Source organism: Nocardiopsis sinuspersici (assembly GCF_001998325.1).
GTDB classification, from domain to species: Bacteria; Actinomycetota; Actinomycetes; order Streptosporangiales; family Streptosporangiaceae; genus Nocardiopsis; species Nocardiopsis sinuspersici.
Genome location: NZ_MCOK01000001.1, coordinates 3332944 through 3354430, shown reverse-complemented (window position 1 = coordinate 3354430; position 21487 = coordinate 3332944). Strand labels below are relative to the sequence as shown.

The window sequence follows — 21487 nt, the reverse complement described above, 5'->3', positions numbered from 1 at the left end:
GTAATTCCTTAAGTACACAGGGTGAAAAGTGTCCGGAGCCGGCCACGGACAATCCGCGTCGGCGCCGGGAAGAAGGCGCTTCGGCTGACAATGGCCGCCGTGGCGGTGGGGGCGAAAGGAGCCTTCGGGTCGGCCCTGGGGCTCGGTCGGCCGGCATCGGTTGTGACCCACGACACACTGCCGTCGCGTCACGAACCGGGGTCGGCCCGCATCTGGTGGTCGTCAGCGGCGGATGAGGGAAGGCGAGACGATGAGCGCACAACACACGACCGGTACGGCGACCCCGCGCCGTGTCCTGGTCCTGGGGGCGGGCTACGCGGGCATGTCCGCGGCGGTCCAGCTCGCGGCCCGGGTCGGTGGGCGCGAGGACGTGCGGGTGACCCTGGTGAACGCCCAGGAGCGGTTCACCGAGCGGCTGCGGCTGCACATGAGCGCGACCGGGCGGCGGCTCGCCGAGCTGAGCGTCCCGGAGCTGCTGGAGGGCACGGGTGCGCGTTTCGTGCGCGGCTGGGTGAGGGCGGTGGACGCGAAGACGAGGACCGTGCGCGTCGACGACGACCTGGTCCTGCACTACGACACGCTGGTGTACGGGTTGGGCGGTGTGGCCGACACGGCGGCGGTGCCGGGCGCCGAGGAGCACGCGTACACCCTGGACGGCGCCCGGGACGCCGAACTGCTAGCCGACCGGCTGGCCCGGCTCGGCCGCGGCACGGTGGTGGTCGGCGGCAGTGGTCTGACCGGCGTCGAGTCGGCCGCCGAGATCGCCGAGCGGTACCCGGAACTGGGCGTCGTGTTGCTGGGGTCGCGCGAGCCCGGCGCGGACATGAACCCCGGGGCCGGGGCGTATCTGCGGTCGGCGCTCCGACGTCTGGGCGTGAGGACGCGCGACGGGGTCGAGGTGGCGAGGGTGCTCCCCGACGCGGTCGAGCTGACGTGCGGGGAGCGCGTCGCCGCCGACGTGGTCCTGTGGACCGGCGGTACCCGGGCGGCGCCGCTGGCGGCCGCCGCCGGGCTGGCCGTCGACGAGCGCGGCCGCGTCGTCACCGACACCGCGCTGCGGTCGGTCTCCCACCCGCGGGTGTACGCCGTGGGCGACGCGGCCGCGGTCCGCCAGGGATACGGCGTCATGCACGGCACCTGCCAGAGCGGCATGCCGACCGGTGTGCACGCGGCGGTCTCGATCGTCCGTGAGCTGGAGGGCAGGCGGCCCAAGCCGTTCCGCTTCGGCTACTACCACACGCCGGTGAGCCTGGGGCGCGGTGACGCGGTCGTGCAGTTCACCCGCCCCGACGGCAGTCCCCGCCGGGCGTACCTGACAGGTCGCACGGCGGTCCGGTACAAGGAGACGGTGTCGGCCTCCCCCCTGGCCGACGTACGGCCGCATGAAGAGGATGCCCGCCTCGGGCGCGTTCTGGCCCCGTGGCGGCCGTTCGAACCGGGAGGCGTGATGGACCACCCGATCCCGGACGCCGACCAGCAGGTCTTCCACGAACACCGCCGACTGCTGTTCTCGGTGGCCTACCGCCTCCTCGGCACCGCGGCCGACGCCGAGGACGCCGTCTAGGAGGCCTGGATCAAGTGGTCGGGCGCCGACCGCTCCCAGGTGGCCGACCCCAGGGCGTACCTGACGCGGATCGTGTCGAACGAGGCACTGGCACGGCTGCGTTCTGCCCGGTACAAGCGGGAGGCCTACGTGGGGCCCTGGCTGCCGGAACCCGTCCTCACCAGCGATGACACCGCCGAGAAGGTCGCGGAGGCCGATTCGGTGTCGATGGCGATGCTGGTGGTGCTGGAGACACTGAGCCCGCTCGAACGGGCGGTGTTCGTGCTGAGGGAGGTCTTCGGCTTCGGCCACGCCGAGATCGCGGAGGCGGTGGAGCGCTCCGAGGCCGCGGTGCGCCAGGCCGCGCACCGCGCCCGTGGGCACGTGCGGGCCCGGCGGCCGCGCTTCACCGCGGACCGGGCGCGGCGGCGCGAGGTCACCGAACGCTTCCTCTCCGCCGCGTCCGGCGGTGACGTCAACGCTCTGATGGAGCTGCTGTCCCCGGACGTCACCCTGTGGACCGACGGCGGGGGAAGAGTCCGCCAGGCTCTGCGTCCGGTCGTGGGCGCCTCCACGGTGGCCGCCTGGTTCGCGGCCATCGGCACAGTCACCTACCAGGGCGTCGAGCCCACCGACATGGACGCCGAACTCGTGGAGGTCAACGGCGGCCCGGGCATACTGTTCACCGGACCGGACCGCGTCATCGCCACCGTCACCCTCGACCTCGACGCCCGGGGCCGCATCACCGCCGTCCACAACGTGGCCAACCCGGACAAGCTCCGGGCCGTCTCCGGGGGCACCGCCCGCGACCTCGGGACGGGGTGAGCCCCGGGAGCACGGGCGGTCCCGGACGATCTCGGACCGTCCGGGGCCCGCCGTCCGGTAAGAGGGGAGGAACCGGAGCCGACGGTGGGGAGCCGTCACTCCTCCCGGGCGTTCCCCGCCCGCCGGAGTTCCCGGGTCTCCCGGGCGACGCCCAGCCCCACCTGGACCGCCCGCAGGACCAGCACCACCACGGGACCGTACTCGGTCACCGCCTGCGTCAGGATCTCCATCCGTCGCACCTCCGCACCCTTCTCCGCCGTGTCCGGCACGGCCCTGTTCCCACCGCACCGAACGTGCGGTGACTCCAGAGGTACGGATAGTGAGGGTTGTCCGGAACCGGTCACGAACAATCCGCGAACAACCCAGGCGTAGACGGGTTGTTCACTGAACAATCGACGTTGTTCGCCCGGCAGGACACGTTCGAAGGGAGCCCCATGGGACGACCACAGGATCCCGTCGACCCTGACGCGCCGGAGGAGGCGCGTGCACTGGCCGAGCGTCTGCGCGACGCCATGGACGACGCCGGGTACAACGGGGTGAAGGAGCTGGCCGAGGCGGCGGGCAAGGCGGCGGGCACGGTCTCCGACGCGCTCAACGGCAAAAGGGCGTCCTGGGAGACCGTGAAGGCGGTTCTCGGGGCGTGTGACGTCCGTGTGAGCAGCGAGTGGTCCGCGCGGTGCGAAGCCGCCGCACAGGCACGGAGACAGCGTGGCCAGCGCGCACGGAGCGTGCGGGACGACCCGGCCGCCGAGCAGCGCGGGCCCGGCCTGTACTCGATCCGGCCGCCGATCGGTGAGCTGCCCACGCGTGTGCGGGGCCGCGACGGACTTCTCAGGTCACTGCGGGAGACGCTGGCGGCCCCGGGCGAGCACGTCGAGGTGCTTCACGGCCTGGGCGGCTGCGGGAAGACGACCGTCGCGCTCAGTCTGGCCCGGGACGCACGCGAACGCGGGTACACGGTCTTCTGGGTCCCCGCCGACGACCACGACCGGATGGTCACCGCCCTGCGCGAGATCGCTCTGGAACTGGGCGCGGACGAAGAGGAGGCGGCCGACGCCTGGGCGGGTCGGGCCAGTGCCACCGACCTGCTGTGGCGCCACCTCGACGCGGCTCAGCGCCCCTGGCTGCTGGTGCTCGACAACGCGGACGATCCCACGCGGCTGGCGGCCCCGGACCGGGTGCCCGGTGACGGCACCGGCTGGGTCCGGACCAGTGGGACCGGGCTCACCGTGGTGACCACGCGGGTGGGTTCCGCCGAGGTCTGGGGTGGGGCCACTCGGCGCCATCCGGTGGACGTGCTCCCGGCCGACGACGGCGCCGACATCCTGATCGACCTCGCGGGCAACGCCGGAACGGAGGCGCAGGCCCGCCTGCTCGCCGAGCGCCTGGGCGGACTCCCGCTCGCGCTGCGCCTGGCCGGCGCCTACCTGGCACGGACCGCGAGCGGTGTGGGACTGCTCCGCCGAGGCGGTGGCCCCTCGAAGCGGATACGGACCTTCGACGCCTATCTGGAGGTCCTGGGCGACCTGGGGCCCGAACTCCTGGACCGGGGGGCCGGGGGAGGGGCGGCCGCCGACACCGAGCACCTGCACCGACGGCTGATCAGCCGGACCTGGGAACTCTCCCTCGACCTGCTCGACGAACAGGGCCTGGTAGAGGCGCGCCCGCTGATGCGCCTGTTGTCGTGCTTCGCTCCCGAACCCTTTCCGGCGGACCTGTTGGACGTCGACATCGCCGCCCGGCGCGGACTGTTGTCGGACCCGCCCGCCCTGGAGCGCGTGGACACCGCTCTGACCTCCCTGGTGGACCTCAGCCTGGTGGAGGTCGTCGACGTCGCCGACAGCGCGGGGACTCCCGAGGACGAGGAGCCCGTTCCGTGCCTGCGTGTCCACCGCGTGGTCCAGGAGTCCAATGCCCGCCACGTTCGCGAGTCGTCGAAGCGGGAACGCGCGGCGGTCTGGGGCACGGCCGTGGACATGCTCGCCGCGGGTGCGGCATGTGAGCCGGAGTCGCCCGGGAACTGGACCTGGTGGCGGCTGATCTCCCCGCACGTCATCGCGGTCGTGTCCCGGGTGGAGGACGACTCGACGGAGATACTGCGTTCGGCCGTGCGCTCGGGGATCGAGGCGTTCACCTTCCTGGTGTTCACGCACCAGTACGAGACGGTCCTCGCACTGTCCGCGGTGCTCCACACGCGTTGCGAAGCCCTGGATGCCGAGGACGAGGTCCGGTTGACGGTGCGGAACAGACATGCGCTGGCCGCCATGGAGGATGACGAGCAAAAGGCCGAGTACGCCGACCTCCTCGCCACCCAGCGAAGGGTTCTGGGCGAGGAGCACCCGGAGACCCTGATGACGCGGCACAACCTGGCGGCCACGAACTCCCTGGACGGCGATCCCGCCGAGGTCGAGTCCGAGTTGCGCGCGGTCCTGTGGGCCCGGCGCCGTGTGCTGGGCCCGGACAGCCCGTACACGGCGTTCACACAAGGCGTGCTCGCTCAGTTCATGCAGTTTCGCGGGGACAAGGACGGGGCCCACGCCCAGTACGACGCACTCATCGACGACTACCGCGGAGAACGCTCCGTACTGGATCACCACAGCCGTCACCAGATCGCTCACCGCCTGGACGAGATGGGGCGGTTCCCGGAGGCGGAGGTGGAGTACCGGCGCATCCTGTCGGAGCTGGAGGAGGCCGGAGCCGGCGCGACGGGGATGTACAGGGACCTCGTCCGCTGCCTGGCCGTCAACCTCCGGAAACAGAAGGTTCCGGAGGCCAGGGCCGAGAGCCTGCACTACGTCTCCCTGACGGAGCGGGCCGAACCCTTCGACGACCAGACGTACTACGCCGCGCTCCACATGCACGGGGACGCCCTCTGGGCGCTGGGTGCCCATACGGATGCGGAGGGCGTGTACCTCGGCGTGCTGGAGAAGCGGCGTTCCGGGGGCCACGACGAGCAGGACTCGGCTCTGCTCCAGGACCGCAAGTGCCTGGCGCACATCTGGGAGGAGACGGGACGGGGAAGGCGGGCCACGGAGGAGATGACCGCGGTGTACGAGGCCTACAGGGACGTGTTGGGTCCCGACGCCGAGCGGACCAGGTCCTCCCTGGCCTGTGTGTGCCACATGCTCCGCACCTGTGGAGACTGGGAGGGAGCCGAGCGGTGGTACCGCGCCCTCCACGAATCGGAGCTACGGGTGTTCGGGGAGGACCACGCCGAGCCCCTGATGTCCCGGTTCCGGCTCGTGTGGGCACGGTACGAGAACGGCGCCCTCGAACGGGACGGCGCGCTGGAGGAGATGGAGCGGGCGGTCTCCGCCCTGCTGGAGGTCGGAGGTGCCCGGCAGGAGTGGACCGACTCCGCCCGCGAGCGGATCGAGAAGATCCGCGCGGGGAACGGCTGACACGCACGCCGGCGGAGCGGACCCCCGGGAACAGCGCTCCCGGGGGTCCTCGACCGTGGTGGACCGGACGGACCTACGCCGGCAGGCCCAGCTCGCGGGCGATGAGCATCTTCTGCACCTCGCTGGTGCCCTCGCCGATCTCCAGGATCTTGGCGTCGCGGTAGAAGCGGCCCACGGGGTAGTCGTTCATGAACCCGTAGCCGCCGAAGACCTGTGTGGCGTCGCGCGCGTTGTCCATGGCGGCGTTGGAGGCCACCAGCTTGGCGATCGCCGCCTCCTTCTTGAACGGCTCGCCCGCCAGCATCCGCGAGGCCGCGTCGTAGTAGGCCAGCCGGGCGGTGTGCGCCCGCGACTCCATCTCGGCGATCTTGAACTGGATCGCCTGGTAGCTGCCGATGGAGCTGCCGAAGGCGTGCCGCTCGTGGGCGTAGCGCACGCTCTCGTCCACGCACCCCTGCGCCAGGCCGACCGACAGCGCTGCGATGGCGATGCGGCCCTCGTCCAGGATCCGCAGGAACTGCGCGTACCCGCGTCCGCGCTCGCCGACCAGGTTGGCCTCGGGCACCCGGCAGTCCTCGAACACCAGCTCGTTGGTGTCGGAGGCGTTCCAGCCCACCTTCGAGTACTTCTGGCCCACCGAGAAGCCCGGCGTCCCCCTCGGCACGAGGATCGAGGAGATCTCCGGCCGTCCGTCCTCCCGCCGACCCGTCACGGCGGTCACCGTCACCAGGGCGGTGATGTCCGTGCCCGAGTTGGTGATGAACGACTTCGTCCCGTTGATCACCCACTCGCCGCCCTCCAGGCGCGCGGTGGTCTTCGTGGCCCCGGCGTCGGAGCCGCCGTCCGGCTCGGTCAGCCCGAACGCCCCCAGGGCCTCGCCCGAGCACAGCTTCGGCAGGTAGGCCTTCCTCTGGTCGTCGGTACCGAACCGGTAGATGGGCATCGCCCCCAGGGACACCCCCGCCTCCAGGGTGATGGCCACCGACGAGTCCACCCGGGCGAGCTCCTCCAGCGCCAGGCACAGCGCGAAGTAGTCGCCGCCCATGCCCCCGTGCTCCTCGGGGAAGGGCAGCCCGAACAGGCCCATCCGCCCCATCTTGGCGACGACCTCGTACGGGAAGGCCTCCCGCTCGTAGTAGTCGCCGATGACCGGGGCGACCTCGCTGCGCGCGAACTCCTCCACGGCGGCCCGCAGGTCGGCGTGCTCGGTCGAGAGCTGGTGACGGTTCATCGCTGGTTCTCCTCGCTGGTGGCGGGGACGGACACGCCCTGGGTGTCGGCGGGTCCGTCCCGAAGGGGTTCGACGGTGACCAGGACGGCGTCCATGGGTACGGACGCGCCGGGACGCACCGCCACGGTCGCGACGGTCCCGTCGACGGGTGAGGTGACGGAGTGCTCCATCTTCATGGCCTCGACGACGACGAGCGGGGTGCCCGCCCGTACCGTCTGCCCCACCCGGACCGGGACGTCGAGCACCGTTCCGGGCATGGGGCTGCGGACCGTGCCGTCGGCGGCGGCCTCGTCGTCGCGCAGGGCGGCCGCGACGGGCTCCTCGTGCAGGGCCCACGCGGCACCGTCCGTGCCCAGCCACCGGTGCGCGGTGGCCGGGTCGTGGGCGCGCCTGTAGGTGCGGGTGCGGCCCGCGTAGGTGACGCGCAGCCAGGCTCCGTCGGGGGAGCGGCGGACCCGGGCCGTGGCGGGCCCTCCCGCCCGTCGCCCCCCGGCGCCCACGACCGGAGCCTCCGGCTCGGCTCCGTCCACACGCACCCGGTAGGTGTCGCGCTCCACGCGCTGTACGTGGACGACGGCGGGGTCGTGCCGGGGCGCCCGCAGGCGCCACGGCGTCCACGCCCGCTCGCCCATCCGCCACCCGTCGGGGACGGCGAACCGGTCCGCGGTGGCGGGTCCCTCCAGGTCCAGCTGGTGGTCCAGGGCCGCCGCCGCGTACACGTCCTCGGGAGGGGCCTCGGGGGCGGGCTCGGGCGGGTCGGACTCGATCAGGTCGGTGCTCAGGTCACCGGCCACCACGCGCGGGTGGCGCAGCAGGCGGCGCAGGAACGCGGTGTTGGTGACGCAGCCGAGCAGGAGGTAGGCGGCCAGGGCGTGGTCCATCCGGTGCAGCGCCTTGGCACGGTCGGGGCCCCAGGTGATCACCTTGGCGAGCATCGGGTCGAACGCGGAGGTGATCTCGCCGCCCACGGCGATCCCCGAGTCCACCCGCACCTCGTGGCCGGAGGGCTCGTGGAGGGACAGGATCGGGCCGCCCGTGGGCAGGAAGCCCCGGTCGGCGTCCTCGGCGTAGATCCGCGCCTCCACGGCGTGCCCGTGCCAGGACACGTCCTCCTGGGCGAAGGGCAGCGGCTCGCCCGTCGCCACCAGCACCTGGAGCTCGACCAGGTCGACGCCGCGCTCGCCGCGCACGGCCACGACCTTCTCGGTGACCGGGTGCTCCACCTGGAGGCGGGTGTTCATCTCCAGGAACGAGAAGGACAGCTCACCGTCGGAGCCCGCCTCGGCGATGAACTCCACCGTGCCCGCGCCCACGTACCCGCAGGAGCGGGCGGCGGCCACGGCGGCCTCGCCCATGGTGGCGCGCTGGGCCTCGGTGAGCAGCGGGGAGGGCGCCTCCTCCACCACCTTCTGGTGGCGGCGCTGCAGGCTGCACTCGCGCTCGCCCAGGTGGACGACGTTGCCGTGGCCGTCGGCCAGGACCTGCACCTCGATGTGCCGGGGCCGCTGCACCAGCCGCTCCACCAGCAGGGTGGAGTCGCCGAAGGCGGCCAGGGCCTCCCGGCGGGCGGCCGCGGCGCCGGCGGCGAGCTCGTCGGGGGAGTGCACGGCCCGCATGCCCTTGCCGCCGCCGCCGGCGGAGGGCTTGATGAGCAGCGGATAGCCGATCTCGGCGGCGGCGCCGAGCAGCGCGTCGTCGTCCATGGGCCGGCCGGGCTTCTCGGTGAACCCGCCCAGGACGGGCACGCCCGCGGCGGCCACCGTGTCCTTGGCGCGGATCTTGTCGCCCATCGCCTCGATGGCCGAGGGGGGCGGTCCGACGAAGGTCAGCCCGGCGTCGGCGCAGGCCCGGGCGAAGTCGGCGTTCTCGGACAGGAAGCCGTAGCCGGGGTGCACCATGGCGGCGCCGCCGTCCAGGGCGGCGGCCACGATCGAGGCGGCGTCCAGGTAGCCCTCCACCCGCAGTGCGCGGTCGGCGGCCAGGACGTGCGGTGAGTCGGTGTCGGCGTCGGTGTACACCGCCACCGAGCCGATCCCCATGCGGTTCAGGGTGCGGATGATCCGCAGTGCGATCTCGCCCCGGTTGGCGACGAGCACCGCCGCGGGGGTCAGGGGTCGTGGTGTGGTGGTCAAGGGTTCCTCACATCCGGAAGACGCCGTAGCCCACCGGTTCCAGCGGCGCGTGGCGGGCGGCGGACAGGGCCATGGCGAGCACGTCGCGGGTGTCGGCGGGGTCGATCACACCGTCGTCCCACAGGCGTGCGGTGGAGTAGTACGGGCTGCCCTGCTCCTCGTACTGGTCGCGGATGGGGGCCTTGAACTCCTCCTCGTCCTCGGCGGACCACTCCTCACCGCGCGCGGCGAGCTGGTCGCGGCGGACGGTGGAGAGCACCGAGGCGGCCTGCTCGCCGCCCATCACCGAGATGCGGGCGCCCGGCCACATCCACAGGAAGCGGGGGGAGTAGGCCCGGCCGCACATGCTGTAGTTGCCCGCGCCGAAGGAGCCGCCGATGACCACGGTGAACTTGGGGACCCGGGCGCACGCCACCGCGGTGACCATCTTCGCGCCGTGCTTGGCGATGCCGCCCGCCTCGTAGTCGCGCCCCACCATGAACCCGGAGATGTTCTGCAGGAACACCAGCGGCACGCCGCGCCGGTCGCACAGCTCGATGAAGTGGGCTCCCTTGAGCGCGGACTCGGCGAACAGGATGCCGTTGTTGGCCACGATCCCGACCGGGTGGCCGTGGATGTGCGCGAACCCGGTGACCAGAGTGGTGCCGTACTCGGCCTTGAACTCGGTGAACTCGCTGTCGTCCACGACGCGGCCGATGACCTCGCGCACGTCGTAGGGGGTGCGGGTGTCGGCGGGGACCACCCCGTACAGCTCCTCGGGGTCCAGCGCCGGGGGACGGGGCTCGCGCACCTCCCAGGCGGGAGGCTCGGGCGGTCCCAGGGTGTCGGCGATGCGCCGGACGAGGGTCAGGGCGTGGGCGTCGTCGTCGGCCAGGTGGTCGGTGACCCCCGAGATCCGCGAGTGCAGGTCGCCGCCGCCCAGTTCCTCGGCGGTGACGACCTCGCCGGTGGCGGCCTTCACCAGGGGAGGGCCGCCCAGGAAGATCGTGCCCTGGTCGCGGACGATGACCGCCTCGTCGCTCATCGCCGGGACGTAGGCGCCGCCCGCCGTGCACGAGCCCAGTACCGCCGCGATCTGCGGGATGCCCAGCCTGGACATGGTGGCCTGGTTGTAGAAGATCCGGCCGAAGTGCTCGCGGTCGGGGAACACGTCGTCCTGCATGGGCAGGAACGCGCCGCCGGAGTCGGCGAGGTAGACGCACGGCAGCCGGTTGTGCAGCGCCACCTCCTGGGCGCGCAGGTGCTTCTTGACGGTCATGGGGTAGTAGCTGCCGCCCTTGACCGTGGCGTCGTTGGCGACCACGACCATCGGGCGGCCCATGACGCGGCCCACGCCGGCGATCATCCCCGCTCCGGGGGCGTCCTGGCCGTCTCGGCCGTAGAGCCCGTAGGCGGCCAGGGGCGCGATCTCCAAGAAGGGGGAACCGGGGTCCAAAAGGAGGTCGACACGGTCGCGTGGCAGGAGTTTGCCGCGTTCGACGTGCCGTGCCCGGGTCTTCTCCGGGCCGCCCAGGGCGGCGGTCGCGATCCGCTCGCGCAGCTCCAGGGCGAGGGCGCGGTTCGCCGCCTCGTTGGCGGCGAAGGCGGGCCCGGCGGTGTCCACCGCGGTGCCGAGCACAGATGCCCTGCTCATGTTGTCCTCTCGTGGAGGGGTGTTAATGCTCACTAACATCTGCGATGTTAGTAACTACTAACATAGGTGTCCAGGGCCGGGGCGTCTCCGGTGTGAGAAGGAGGGCGGATGGCGGTCAGACCCGCGGGTCGGCGCAGGACGGCGATCCTGGGCGCGGCGGCACGGCTCTTCGCCGAGCACGGCTACCGGGGCGTGTCCATCGACGACCTCGGACGTGCCGTCGGCACCACCGGTCCCGCCCTGTACCGGCACTTCCCCGGTAAGCAGGCGCTGCTCGGCGAGGTGCTGGTGGACGTCAGCGACCGGCTGGCGGGCCGGGGCCGGGAGCTGGTGGCCCGGGCGGCGGGCGCCGAGGAGGCCCTGGACGCGCTGCTGCGCGGGCACATCGCCTTCGCGCTGGACGAGCCTGCCCTGATCACCGTGCACGACCGGGAGCTGGGCAACCTCACCGCCGCCGACCGGCGCCGGGTGCGCCGCCTCCAGCGCGGCTACGTCGAGCAGTGGGTGGGCGTGCTGGCCGAACTCCGCCCGGGCGCTCCGCCCGCCGTTCTGCGCGCCGCCGTGCACGCGGCGTTCGGGCTGCTCAACTCCACTCCGCACAGCCGGGGAGAACTGTCGCGCCCACAGATGGCGCAGTTGCTGCTGGACATGGGGCGGGCCGCCCTGACCGTGCCCGCCGCCCCGCCGAGCTGAGCGGGGGAGCGGGAGCGGCAGTGGCGTGACCGTGGTGAGCGGGGGCCGCGGAGCCACGGAGGCCCCGGGCCCCGTCGGGGCGTCCCCGGGGCCGGCGCCGGATCCGGGCGGGGAGCGGCACCGAGGCCGACCGGTCCCCGCCCGGAGCGGTACGCGGCCGTCTCACCGGCCCGCCCCGCACGCCGACGCGGGCCTTCCCTACGGCAGGGTGCCGCCGGTTCCCTCCGCGGGCGTCATGGTCTCCCCGGGCGTCGTGGTGCTCGTCGGGGCCTCCTGGACGCCGGTGTCCGCCGGAGCCTCCTCCGCCGGGGAGGGGTCCTCCTGCAGGCTCTCCGCGTCGGGGACGTGCGGCCCCAGCAGGTCGCTGAGGACGTGGCCGAGGATTCCCTCGTCCCGGGGATCGGCGAAGGCGGCGCCCGTGCCGGACACCGCCAGTCCTCCGGCCAGTACGGTCGCGACGGCGACCCTGGTGAACGTACGCATAAGTGTTCACGACTCCTTTCGAGTCAGGATCCAGTACTATCCGTGATAATTCTGTGACACAGAGTCACCAGTGTCCACGAACCTCCGGATACGGGAGTTTCGAAGCGTCCGCGGACCCTCCTCCGCACAGGGGCGCGCCAAGAAGGGGCAAAGTCCTCGAAACGCCGTGCGCGGGAGCCGTCGGGCGGTCCGCCCGCTCCATACATTGGCCACCGCGAAGTGGGTAGTGCTGCGTCCAACGGCTACGGACGCACTCGGCTGCAGACGCACGCAAGGCGTCCCGCCCCACGACACGGAGAAGGAGCGCTGTACATATGTCTCGGCCTCGGATCGTGGTGGTCGGCGCGGGTTTTGGCGGTCTACACACCCTGCGCCACCTCGAACGCCGTATTCCGGCGGGTGCGGCGGACATCGCCCTCGTCGCGCCGCACGACTACATGCTCTACAGTCCGCTGCTGCCCCAGGTGGCCTCGGGGCTGCTCACACCGCAGTCGGTGGCCATGTCCGTACACCGGCTCACCAAGCAGACCAGGCTCGTCCCCGGGCACGCCATCGGCGTGGACACCCAGGACCGTGTGATCGTCGTACGGCGGCCCACCGGTGAACTCGCCCCGATCCGCTACGACCGGCTGGTCCTGGCGCCCGGCGGCGTCACGCGGGCCTTCGACATCCCCGGCCTGTCCGAGCACGCCTACGGCGCCAAGACCCTGGCCGAGGCGGTGCTCCTGCGCGACCACGTGCTCTCCCAGCTCGAACTGGCCAACGACAGCCGCGACCCGGCCGAGCGCGAGGAGCGCTGCCGCTTCGTCGTCGTCGGCGGCAGCTACACCGGCGTGGAGACCGCGGCCTCGCTCATGCGCCTGTGCGAGGAGGCGGCCAAGCGCTACCCGGACCTGCGCTCGGTGATCCGCTGGCACCTGGTCGACATCGCGCCCAAGGTCCTGCCCGAGCTCGGCGACCGCCTCGGCAACAAGGCGCTCGACCTGCTGCGCTCCATGGGCATCGAGGTGAAGCTGAAGGTGTCCGTGCGCGAGGTGACCGCCGACAAGGTGGTCCTCACCGACGGCCGCGCCCTGCCCTGCCGCACCCTCATCTGGACGGCGGGCGTCTCGCCCAGCCCGCTGATGGAGACCCTGGACAAGCCCACCCAGAAGGGCCGCCTGGAGGTGGACCCCGAACTGCGGGTACCCGGCCTCGACGACGTGTTCGCGATCGGCGACGCCGCGGCGGTGCCCAACCTCTCGGAGGAGAGCGCCTACTGCCCGCCGACCGCGCAGTACGCCACGCGCCAGGCGTCCACCGTCGCCGAGAACGTGGTCTCCTCCATCCTGAGGCGCCCGATGAAGGAGTTCCGGCACAAGGACATGGGCCTGGTGGTGGACCTGAGCGGGAACGACGCGCTCGCGCGCGTCATGCAGACGGAGCTGAGCGGGCTGCCCGCGCTGGCCGTCACCCGCGGCTACCACATGATGTCGGTGCCCTCCGCGACCGCGCGGGCGCGCATCCTGGCCAACTGGGGCATCCGGGCGTTCACCGGAGGCGACATCTCGCGCCTCGGGTTCGCCGACGGGGGGCGCCCCTCGTCGTTCGTGGCCAACGAGGCGGTCGACTACCTGGACGCGCAGTCCACGCGCAGGGAGGGCGCGCGCCTGATGGACAACATGCGGGAGCGCTACGGCGAGGACTGAGGGACGCACCGGATCCGCGCGGCCGGCGCCTCCGGCGTACACCGGCCGACCGGTCGCGGGGCCGGTCGGCCCGCGGGCCGCGGCCGCCGGAGCCCCGGGGAGCGTCCTCCCGGAGCCCGGCCCGAACCGGTGGAGCCGGGCGGCCGGAGGGGGACCGTTAGGAGCGGACCAGGCGGGCGATCGCGTCGGAGGCCTCGCGCACCTTCTCGTCCGCCTCCTCGCCGCCGTTGGCGACCGCGTTGGCCACACAGTGCTTGAGGTGCTCGTCGAGCATGGACAGCGCGAAGGACTGCAACGCCTTGTTCGCCGCCGCGGTCTGGGTCAGGATGTCGATGCAGTACTGGTCGGACTCCACCATCCGCTGCAGGCCCCGGATCTGCCCCTCGATACGGCGCAGCCGGTTGATGTGGCTCTGCTTGTCGTCACTGTAACCGTGGGTCGCAGCCATGCTCCCGCTTCCGTGTCGTTCCTGCTCAGATGCCATTACCATACCCCCTCGCGGTATCCAACGACCGGGGCTGGGAACGCATTCCTCCGGTGTGCGCGCCTCGCGGGTGCGCGCGTCGCCGCCGAAGTAGCCGTAACAGGAGTTTCCCAGACGAACGGGAACCGGGCACCGGCGCCGGGCGCGGGAACGGTGCCCGCACCGGCCCCCCCGTGTCCGCCGCCGGACGCCAACACCGGGTCTGGTCTGGGTAAATCGCGGGTGTCGGGTCCTTGCCCGGGTCCCGGGTCGCGCCCACCATGGCGGTATGAACGACAGTGCCGAGAACGACATCATGGCCACCATCCGAGGGCTGATCGACGAGGAGCACGCGCTCCGCTCCACCTCCGAGGGGCTGGACCCGAACGACCGCACCCGTATGAAGGAGGTCGAGACGGCGCTCGACCAGTGCTGGGACCTGCTCCGGCAGCGGCGGGCCCGCAGCGAGTTCGACCAGAATCCCGACGAGGCCGAGGTGCGGCCCGCCTCCGAGGTCGAGAACTACCGGCAGTAGGCACCGAAGGGCGAAACCTCGCGTGCTCCACGCGCGTCAACACGGGTACACCGGCGCCGGGGCGGGAACCGCACGGCCCCGCCCCCTCTGGAGCACGGAAGGACGTGCATGTTCGCCACACTCACCGGTCTGGGCCTGGCCTCCGCGGCGGGACTCAACGCCTACATCCCCCTCCTGGCGGTCGGGCTGATCGCCCGCTTCACCGACCTGCTCATGCTCGGCGAGTCCTGGCGGTGGATCGAGCACCCCGTCACCCTCGTGGTCCTCACCGTGCTGCTGGCCGTGGAGTTCGTCGCCGACAAGGTGCCCGCCTTCGACAGCGTCAACGACGTCCTCCAGACCGTCGTGCGCCCCACCTCCGGCGGCATCACCTTCGGTGCGGGCGCCTCCGCCGTGGAACTCACCGAACTCACCGGGACCACCGGCGCCGCGTCCGGTGCCGCGGTGGTGGAGGGAGGCTCCTGGGGGCCGGTCGTGGCGGGTGTGGTCGTCGCCCTGCTCTTCCACCTGGCCAAGGCCCTGGCCCGGCCGGTCGTCAACACCGTGACCGCGGGCTGCGCCGCCCCGGCCGTCTCCTTCCTGGAGGACGTGGCCAGCCTCGTCACCTCGCTGCTGGCCATCCTGCTGCCCGTCCTCGTCCTCGTCGTGTTCCCGCTCATGGTGCTGGCCGGGGTGTGGGCGGCCCGGCGCGGGCGGCGCCTGCGCCGCGAACGGCGCGGGGGCGGGGAGGAGGCCGGGGCGGCGGCGTGAGCCCGGCGTGGCGCGCGGACCGGGGCGAGGCGGCCCCGGGTCCGCGCGCACCCGGGCCGAGGTGGCGTAGAACGCATATCCGTACCCGGGCGAATGCCCGTAAAGTGCAGCCAATGGCTGAGACGAATTTCGACCGACACGACATCACCCACATCGTCTGGGACTGGAACGGCACCCTCCTCGACGACAACCACGCCAACCTCGCGGCGGTGAACGCCGTGTGCGAGCTGTTCGGCCGCGACCCGGTGGAGATGGACTACTGGCGCTCCGTCTTCCGGCGCCCCCTCGTCCCCTGCTACGAGGAGCTCCTCGGCCGCGCCCTGGAGGACGGCGAGTGGAAGCGGGTCGAGCAGCTCTACGACAGCAGCTACCTGGAGCACCTGCCCTCCTGCGAGCTGACCACGGGCGTTCCCGACGTGCTGCACGAGTGGGCCCGCGGCGGGGGGACCCAGTCCCTGCTGTCCATGGCCGCGCACGACCACCTGGTCCCGCTCATCACCGAACGCGGACTGGTCCCCCACTTCACCCGGGTGGACGGCCGCCAGTTCGAGACCGAGGACGACTCCAAGACGGAGCACCTGGTGCGCCACCTCGACCAGCAGGGCATCGACCCGTCCCGGGTCGTGCTGGTCGGCGACATCGACGACGACGCCCGCGCCGCCCGCGAGGCCGGGGCCCGTTCCGTCCTGGTCGCCACCGGCCTGATGTCCCGCGACCGCCTGGAGGCGACGGGCTCCCTCGTGGTCGACTCCCCGGTGGCCGCCGTGGCCGCGCTGCGCGGGGCCTGAACCCTTCCCGCGGCGACCGTCAATGGAGGGCTCCCACACCCTTCCGCCCACCGCCGGGTGACCCCTCCACAGTGGCGGTCACCCTCCGGTGACCTGCGCACTCGCTGCGTGCCCCGGCCCCCGCCAACCCGAGGCCGGGGCGTCACCGCCCTCACAGGGTGTTGTTAGATGGGTCGCACAGCAACACACAGCCGCGCAAATGGGAAGGCGGGCCAATGACGGAGAGCAGCGTGCCCCGTGTGCTCTGGCAGCCCGACGAGGAGAGGATCGCCTCCTCCAACATCGTCGCGTTCGCCCGGTGGGCCGCGGAGCACAAGGGAGTCCAGGCCTTCGGAGAGGGGGACGCCGCCCCCGGGTCCTTCGACTACGACTCCCTGTGGCGCTGGTCGGTCACCGACGTCGACGGCTTCTGGGAGTCGGTCTGGGAGTACTACGGAGTCCGCTCCGAGACCCCCTACGAACGGGTCCTGGGCAAGCGGACCATGCCCGGGGCCGAGTGGTTCCCCGGCGCCACCCTCAACTACGTCCAACACGTCTTCGAGGGCCGTGACGACGACCGCGTCGCCATCCGGCACGCCACCGAGCTGCGCCCCCTGGGGGAGTGGACCTGGGGCGAACTGCGCCGCCGCACCGCCGCCATAGCCGCCGGACTGCGCGGACTCGGCGTGGGCCCCGGCGACCGCGTGGTCGCCTACCTGCCCAACCTGCCCGAGACCGTCGCCGCGTTCTACGCCGTGGCCTCCCTCGGCGCCGTCTGGTCCTCCTGCTCACCGGACTTCGGCGTGCGCAGCGTCATCGACCGCTTCGCGCAGATCGAGCCCAAGGTCCTCCTCGCCGTCGACGGCTACCGCTACGGCGGCAAGGACTTCGACCGCCGCCCGGTCGTGGAGGAGCTGCGCACGGCCCTGCCCACCGTCGAGCACACCGTCCTCCTCGACTACCTCCGCCCCGGCGGGACCCTCGACGGCACCCTCCCCTGGGAGAGGCTGGAGGAGTCCGGAGCCGGAGCCGGAGCCGCACCGGAGTTCACCCCCGTCCCCTTCGACCACCCCCTGTGGGTGCTCTACTCCTCGGGCACCACCGGTCTGCCCAAGGCCATCGTGCAGGGGCACGGCGGCATCCTCCTCGAACAGCTCAAGAACCTGCACCTGCACCTGGACGCCCAGGAGCACGACCGGGTCTTCTGGTTCACCACCACCGGCTGGATGATGTGGAACTTCCTGGTCAGCGTCCTGCTGACCAAGGCCTCCATCGTCCTGTACGACGGCAGTCCCGCCCACCCGTCACCCTCCACCACCCTCAACGGACGGCCTCCGGCCGCGGGGTCCCCCTCTTCGTCACCCTCCACCGCCCTCAACGGACGGCCTCCGGCCGCGGGGTCCCCCTCTTCGTCACCCTCCACCGCCCTCAACGGACGGCCTCCGGCCGCGGCACCCGCTTCTCCCGACCTGGGATCCCTGTGGGACCTGGCCGCCGACGCCGGGGTCACGGTCTTCGGCACCAGCGCCGGGTTCCTCTCCTCCTGCATGAAGGAGGGCGTCAGCCCCCGTCGGGGCCGCGACCTGTCCGCGCTCAAGGCCATCGGCTCCACCGGGTCCCCGCTCAGCCCCGAGGCCTTCGCCTGGGTCTACGACGAGTTCGACGAGGACCTCTGGCTGTTCTCCACCTCCGGGGGCACCGACGTGTGCAGCTGCCTGGTCGGCGGCACTCCCACCCTGCCGGTCCACGAGGGCGAGATCCAGTCCCGCGCCCTCGGCATGGCCGTCGCCTCCTGGGACCCCGACGGAAGGGAGCTCGTCAACGAGGTCGGCGAGCTCGTCGTCACCCAGCCGGCCCCGTCCATGCCCCTCTTCCTCTGGGGGGACGACAGCGGCGAGCGCCTTCACGACAGCTACTTCTCCGTCTACCCGGGTGTCTGGCGCCACGGCGACTGGATCGAGATCACCGACCGCGGCACCGCCGTCATCTACGGCCGCTCCGACTCCACCATCAACCGCGGCGGCGTGCGCATGGGCACCAGCGAGATCTACCGCGCCGTCCTCGCCCTCGACGAGGTCGTCGACGCCCTCGTCGTGGACGTGCCCCAGCCCGACGGCTCCTCCCGGATCGAGCTGTTCACCGTCCTGCGCGAGGGCGCCGACCTCGAAGGCGACCTCCCCAAGGAGATCGCCCGCCGCATCCGCACCGACTGCTCCCCCCGCCACGTCCCCGACCGCGTCCGCGCCATCGGCGCCGTCCCCCGCACCCTGTCGGGCAAGGTCCTGGAGGTGCCGGTCAAGCGCATCCTCATGGGCGAGAGCCCCGACAAGGTCGCCAGCCGCGACTCGCTGGCCAACCCCGAGGCGCTCGACTTCTTCAGCGCGCTGAAGGAGGAGTAGGAGGGCACGGGGCGCCCGGGCCGGCGGCCGCCTCCGCTCCCGGCGGCCCGGGCGTCGCGAGGGGCGGGGCCCGCCGCCCCGGCACGCCCGTGGCCGTCTCCGGCCACGGGCGTGCCGGGCGTTCACTGTCGCGGCACGGCGCGGGGGCATAGCCTGACGGGCGTGGCACAGAACCAGTCTGACGACACCTCCGCCGCGCCCGTGGGCGCTCCCTCCCCGAAGCTCCGGATCGACGGTATCGACGCGGCGCGCGCCCTCGCGGTCTTCGGGATGTTCGTCGTCCACCTCGGCGTGGAGTCGATGGGCTTCCTGTCACCCGAGAACTACGCCTGGGACCTGCACAGCGTCGTGCGGGGCAACTCCTCGGCGCTCTTCGCCCTCCTGGCGGGGGTCTCCCTGGCACTGATGACCGGGCGCACCGAGCCGGTGGGCGGCGACCCGCTGCGCAGGGCGAGCGTGCGCATCCTCACCCGCGCGGCGCTCATCGGCGTGCTCGGCCTGCTGCTGGACCTCATGGCGGTCCCGGTCGCCGTCATCCTCACCTACTACGCGGGCTTCTTCCTCCTGGCGCTGCCGCTGGTCAGACTGCGCTCCGGCATGCTGTGGACCGTCGCGGGCGCCCTGGCGGTGGTCGGCCCGCCGGCCTCGTTCCTGCTGCGGGACAGCTTCTTCCCGCCCGTCCCGCGCACGGGGGCGGTCACGTCCCTCACCGAGTTCTTCCTGACCGGCTACTACCCGGCGATCACCTTCATGGTCTACGTCCTCGCCGGGATGGCGGTGGGCCGCCTGGACCTGACCGCCCTCGCGGTGCGGCTGCGCCTGCTGGCCACCGGTGCCGCACTGCTGGTGCTGGGCCACGCGGGCTCCTGGCTGCTGCTGTACCCCCTGGGCGGCCTGGACCGGCTGGTGGAGGCCAGCGGCCCCGCCCTGACCGGGCTGCCCCCCGGCATGGTCACCGACCCGGCGGTGGCGGAGGACGTGCGCTACGCGGTGACCGACAAGATGGAGTCGATCTCCGGCCAGGTGCCCACCGACTCCTGGTGGTGGCTGGCGATCGGCACGCCCCACACCGGCACCACCTTCGAGATGGCCGAGGCGGTCGGCCAGGGACTCGTGGTGCTGGTGGTGTGCATGTTCCTGTGCGACCGCCTCCGCGTCCTCATGTACCCGCTGGTCTCGGTCGGCCGGATGCCGCTGACCGTCTACACCGGACACATCCTGGTCCTGGCGGTGGTCGTCTCCGTCTCCGGGTTCGGATGGCACCAGCCCTGGCTGCTGGAGCAGTTCGTCCTCGGCGCCCTGGTCCTCGCCACCCTGTGGCGGCTGCTCGTGGGCAGGGGGCCGGCCGAGTTCGTCCTCGGAGAGGCGGCCGGCGGCATGGTCTCACTGGTGGAGGAGCGCAGAGCGGTCGGCGGACCTAACGGTGGCCGTCCCGGCGGGTGATGTTGGCCGAGGTGCGGTCGCGGTGGGCGAGGGAGTCGGTGGTGGTCCGGGAGTTCTGCCGCATGAGCCTTCGCGCGTCGTCGGCCGCCGACCGTGCCACCGCGGGGCTGGCCACCGGGCGCTGCGACATCTCCGTGTCCTCGGGCAGGCCGATGTCCATGGGCAGGCCCGCCCTGCTGATCACCCGCAACTGGGAGGCCTCCTGGGACCTGGAGGGCCGGATGTCGCCGTTGGGGGTCCGCCACGCCTTCATGCGGGCGCGCAGCCACGCGGTGCCCTGGTGGTCCGGGCCGCTGGGCCAGGGCACACCGTCGGGACGGTGGCCCAGGGCGTGCAGCACGTCGGCGACGGTCCACCCGGCCGAGAAGAACCGCGCGGTCTCGTCCCGCAGGACCCGGAAGTCCACCCGGCGCAGCGAGACGTCCTCGCGGTGCAGCGTCTCGCAGGCGTTGTGCACGTCGCGCGGGGTGTGCCGGGGACGGTGCAGCGGATCGGCCTCGGGCTTGCGCAGCAACGAGTCGTCCACCGTCACGATCACCTCGCCCCGGCGGTTGTCCCAGATGTCGACCTCCTCGCGTGCCCAGCCCTGGGACTCGGCCAGGGCCGTCGCCATCTTCCGCAGGTCGACCTGGTCGTCGTCGCTACTGATCCGAAGCTCCGCCATGGTGACCAGGTTAGGCGCTTCCGCCCCCGAGCGGGCCGCCCCGTGAGTCCCCGTCGCGGGTCCCGTCCCGCGGATCCCTCCCCGTGCCCTCCGCGTCCCGCTCAGGCCTCCGCCTCGTGGTCAGGGCCGGTGGCGGTGCCGGTCATCCGCTCCGCGCCCCGCTCAGGCCTCCGTCTCCGTGTCCCGCTCAGGCCCCCGCGGCCAGGGGACGGGTCATCACCAGCTGCGCCTCGCCCTGCGCGTCCAGGAAACGGTGCCCGGTGGGGGCGAACCCGGCGGCGCGGTAGACGTGCGCCGCCACGTGGTTGGCCTCGTTGACGCACAGCACCAGTTCGGTGGCGTGCGGGGCCACGTCGGCGGCCAGCCGGTCCAGCAGCGGGGCGGAGCACACGGCCCGGCCCACGCCCCGGCCCTGCCAGGCCGTGGTGAGGTAGAAGGCGCGCAGCAGCACGGCGCGCGCCGGGTCGGGGACCAGGTCGCGGGCGTGCACGGCCCGGTCCAGGACACCGAACCCCGCACAGGCGGCCCGGGCCGCGGCGGCGTCGGCGACGGGGAGCCCGGAGACGGTGACGGCGAAGGGCGTGCGCGCCGGGTCGGCGTCGGCGGCGGGCAGGGTGGTCACCGGCGGCCTGACGTGCCCGCGCTGACCGGGCGGCAGGCGGTGCCGGAGCACGGCCCGCCGCAGCAGGGCCGCCTCGGGGGCGCGCAGGTCCAGCCGCACCAGGCGCACCGGTTCCGCCCCGGCGGGTGCGGAGCCGCCCGTGTTCGCGTCCGCCCCCTCGTCCGCGTCCGCGCCACCACTCCCGTCGGTCCGTCGGTCGGCCCGTCCTGCCGTGT

General features: G+C 72.7%; 18 protein-coding genes. 10 read left to right on the top strand and 8 right to left on the bottom strand.

What is annotated here, in order from left to right; genetic code table 11:
- Positions 1 to 250: 250 nt before the first annotated feature.
- Together NOSIN_RS28110 and NOSIN_RS14410 are read left to right on the top strand one after the other, a co-directional pair.
- Positions 251 to 1564 (top strand): NAD(P)/FAD-dependent oxidoreductase, encoded by a 1314-nt coding sequence (locus tag NOSIN_RS28110; RefSeq protein WP_309232764.1) that lies wholly within the window; start codon positions 251 to 253, stop codon positions 1562 to 1564.
- Between the two features lie 9 nt (positions 1565 to 1573).
- Complete coding sequence (locus tag NOSIN_RS14410; protein ID WP_309232765.1) at positions 1574 to 2368, top strand: sigma factor-like helix-turn-helix DNA-binding protein; 795 nt, start codon at positions 1574 to 1576, stop codon at positions 2366 to 2368.
- Positions 2369 to 2463: 95 nt separating this feature from the next.
- On the opposite strand, the gene NOSIN_RS28010 is transcribed toward NOSIN_RS14410, so the two are convergent.
- Positions 2464 to 2598 (bottom strand): hypothetical protein, encoded by a 135-nt coding sequence (locus tag NOSIN_RS28010; protein ID WP_255528306.1) that lies wholly within the window; start codon positions 2596 to 2598, stop codon positions 2464 to 2466.
- 204 nt (positions 2599 to 2802) lie between these two features.
- On the opposite strand from NOSIN_RS28010, the gene NOSIN_RS14405 reads away from it, so the two are divergent.
- Positions 2803 to 5769, top strand: a complete 2967-nt coding sequence (locus NOSIN_RS14405) for a tetratricopeptide repeat protein (protein WP_077691245.1) — start codon at positions 2803 to 2805, stop codon at positions 5767 to 5769.
- A gap of 73 nt (positions 5770 to 5842) precedes the next feature.
- Here the strand turns inward: NOSIN_RS14405 and NOSIN_RS14400 are convergent, their stop codons facing one another.
- Genes NOSIN_RS14400 through NOSIN_RS14390 form a run of 3 tightly spaced genes read right to left on the bottom strand, consistent with a single transcriptional unit; the run spans position 5843 to position 10750 of the window.
- Positions 5843 to 7000 (bottom strand): acyl-CoA dehydrogenase family protein, encoded by a 1158-nt coding sequence (locus NOSIN_RS14400; RefSeq protein ID WP_077691244.1) that lies wholly within the window; start codon positions 6998 to 7000, stop codon positions 5843 to 5845.
- On the bottom strand, positions 6997 to 9132 hold the full coding sequence (locus tag NOSIN_RS14395; protein ID WP_077691243.1) for an acetyl/propionyl/methylcrotonyl-CoA carboxylase subunit alpha: 2136 nt from the start codon (positions 9130 to 9132) through the stop codon (positions 6997 to 6999). Before NOSIN_RS14395 ends, NOSIN_RS14400 begins: the two co-directional genes overlap by 4 nt.
- Before the next feature lie 7 nt (positions 9133 to 9139).
- Entirely contained in the window at positions 9140 to 10750 is a 1611-nt protein-coding gene (locus NOSIN_RS14390) for a carboxyl transferase domain-containing protein (RefSeq protein ID WP_077691242.1), read from the bottom strand.
- Positions 10751 to 10873: 123 nt separating this feature from the next.
- Here NOSIN_RS14390 and NOSIN_RS14385 point away from each other — a divergent pair, with 123 nt between their 5' ends.
- Entirely contained in the window at positions 10874 to 11458 is a 585-nt protein-coding gene (locus NOSIN_RS14385; RefSeq protein ID WP_077691241.1) for an SACE_7040 family transcriptional regulator, read from the top strand.
- A 198-nt stretch (positions 11459 to 11656) separates the two neighbouring features.
- Here NOSIN_RS14385 and NOSIN_RS14380 read toward each other — a convergent pair whose 3' ends face one another.
- A complete protein-coding gene (locus NOSIN_RS14380) occupies positions 11657 to 11941 on the bottom strand; it encodes a hypothetical protein (RefSeq protein ID WP_077691240.1) in 285 nt (94 codons plus the stop codon).
- A 314-nt stretch (positions 11942 to 12255) separates the two neighbouring features.
- Between NOSIN_RS14380 and NOSIN_RS14375 the strand changes: the two genes are divergently transcribed.
- The gene (locus NOSIN_RS14375) at positions 12256 to 13629 is read left to right on the top strand and encodes an NAD(P)/FAD-dependent oxidoreductase (RefSeq protein ID WP_077691239.1); all 1374 of its coding nucleotides are present in this window, start codon (positions 12256 to 12258) and stop codon (positions 13627 to 13629) included.
- 157 nt (positions 13630 to 13786) lie between these two features.
- Here the strand turns inward: NOSIN_RS14375 and NOSIN_RS14370 are convergent, their stop codons facing one another.
- Positions 13787 to 14077 (bottom strand): metal-sensitive transcriptional regulator, encoded by a 291-nt coding sequence (locus NOSIN_RS14370; protein WP_077691238.1) that lies wholly within the window; start codon positions 14075 to 14077, stop codon positions 13787 to 13789.
- 304 nt (positions 14078 to 14381) lie between these two features.
- Here NOSIN_RS14370 and NOSIN_RS14365 point away from each other — a divergent pair, with 304 nt between their 5' ends.
- From NOSIN_RS14365 to NOSIN_RS14345, 5 genes are all read left to right on the top strand, one after another.
- On the top strand, positions 14382 to 14627 hold the full coding sequence (locus tag NOSIN_RS14365; protein WP_077691237.1) for a DUF2630 family protein: 246 nt from the start codon (positions 14382 to 14384) through the stop codon (positions 14625 to 14627).
- Positions 14628 to 14735: 108 nt separating this feature from the next.
- Positions 14736 to 15377, top strand: a complete 642-nt coding sequence (locus NOSIN_RS14360) for a DUF4126 domain-containing protein (RefSeq protein ID WP_077691236.1) — start codon at positions 14736 to 14738, stop codon at positions 15375 to 15377.
- 113 nt (positions 15378 to 15490) lie between these two features.
- Positions 15491 to 16165, top strand: coding sequence for an HAD family hydrolase (locus NOSIN_RS14355; protein ID WP_077691235.1), 675 nt, complete (start codon positions 15491 to 15493; stop codon positions 16163 to 16165).
- A 215-nt stretch (positions 16166 to 16380) separates the two neighbouring features.
- Positions 16381 to 18543: an acetoacetate--CoA ligase gene (locus tag NOSIN_RS14350; RefSeq protein WP_077691234.1), complete on the top strand. Its 2163-nt coding sequence runs from the start codon at positions 16381 to 16383 to the stop codon at positions 18541 to 18543.
- A gap of 162 nt (positions 18544 to 18705) precedes the next feature.
- A complete protein-coding gene (locus NOSIN_RS14345) occupies positions 18706 to 19986 on the top strand; it encodes a heparan-alpha-glucosaminide N-acetyltransferase domain-containing protein (protein ID WP_077691233.1) in 1281 nt (426 codons plus the stop codon).
- On the opposite strand, the gene NOSIN_RS14340 is transcribed toward NOSIN_RS14345, so the two are convergent.
- Together NOSIN_RS14340 and NOSIN_RS14335 are read right to left on the bottom strand one after the other, a co-directional pair.
- Positions 19961 to 20650 carry a hypothetical protein gene (locus tag NOSIN_RS14340; RefSeq protein WP_077691232.1) on the bottom strand — a complete coding sequence of 230 codons (690 nt, stop codon included), beginning with the start codon at positions 20648 to 20650 and terminating at the stop codon, positions 19961 to 19963. The two genes, NOSIN_RS14345 and NOSIN_RS14340, sit on opposite strands and share 26 nt — an antisense overlap.
- Positions 20651 to 20837: 187 nt before the next feature.
- Complete coding sequence (locus tag NOSIN_RS14335; RefSeq protein ID WP_077693590.1) at positions 20838 to 21380, bottom strand: GNAT family N-acetyltransferase; 543 nt, start codon at positions 21378 to 21380, stop codon at positions 20838 to 20840.
- Positions 21381 to 21487 lie beyond the last annotated feature (107 nt).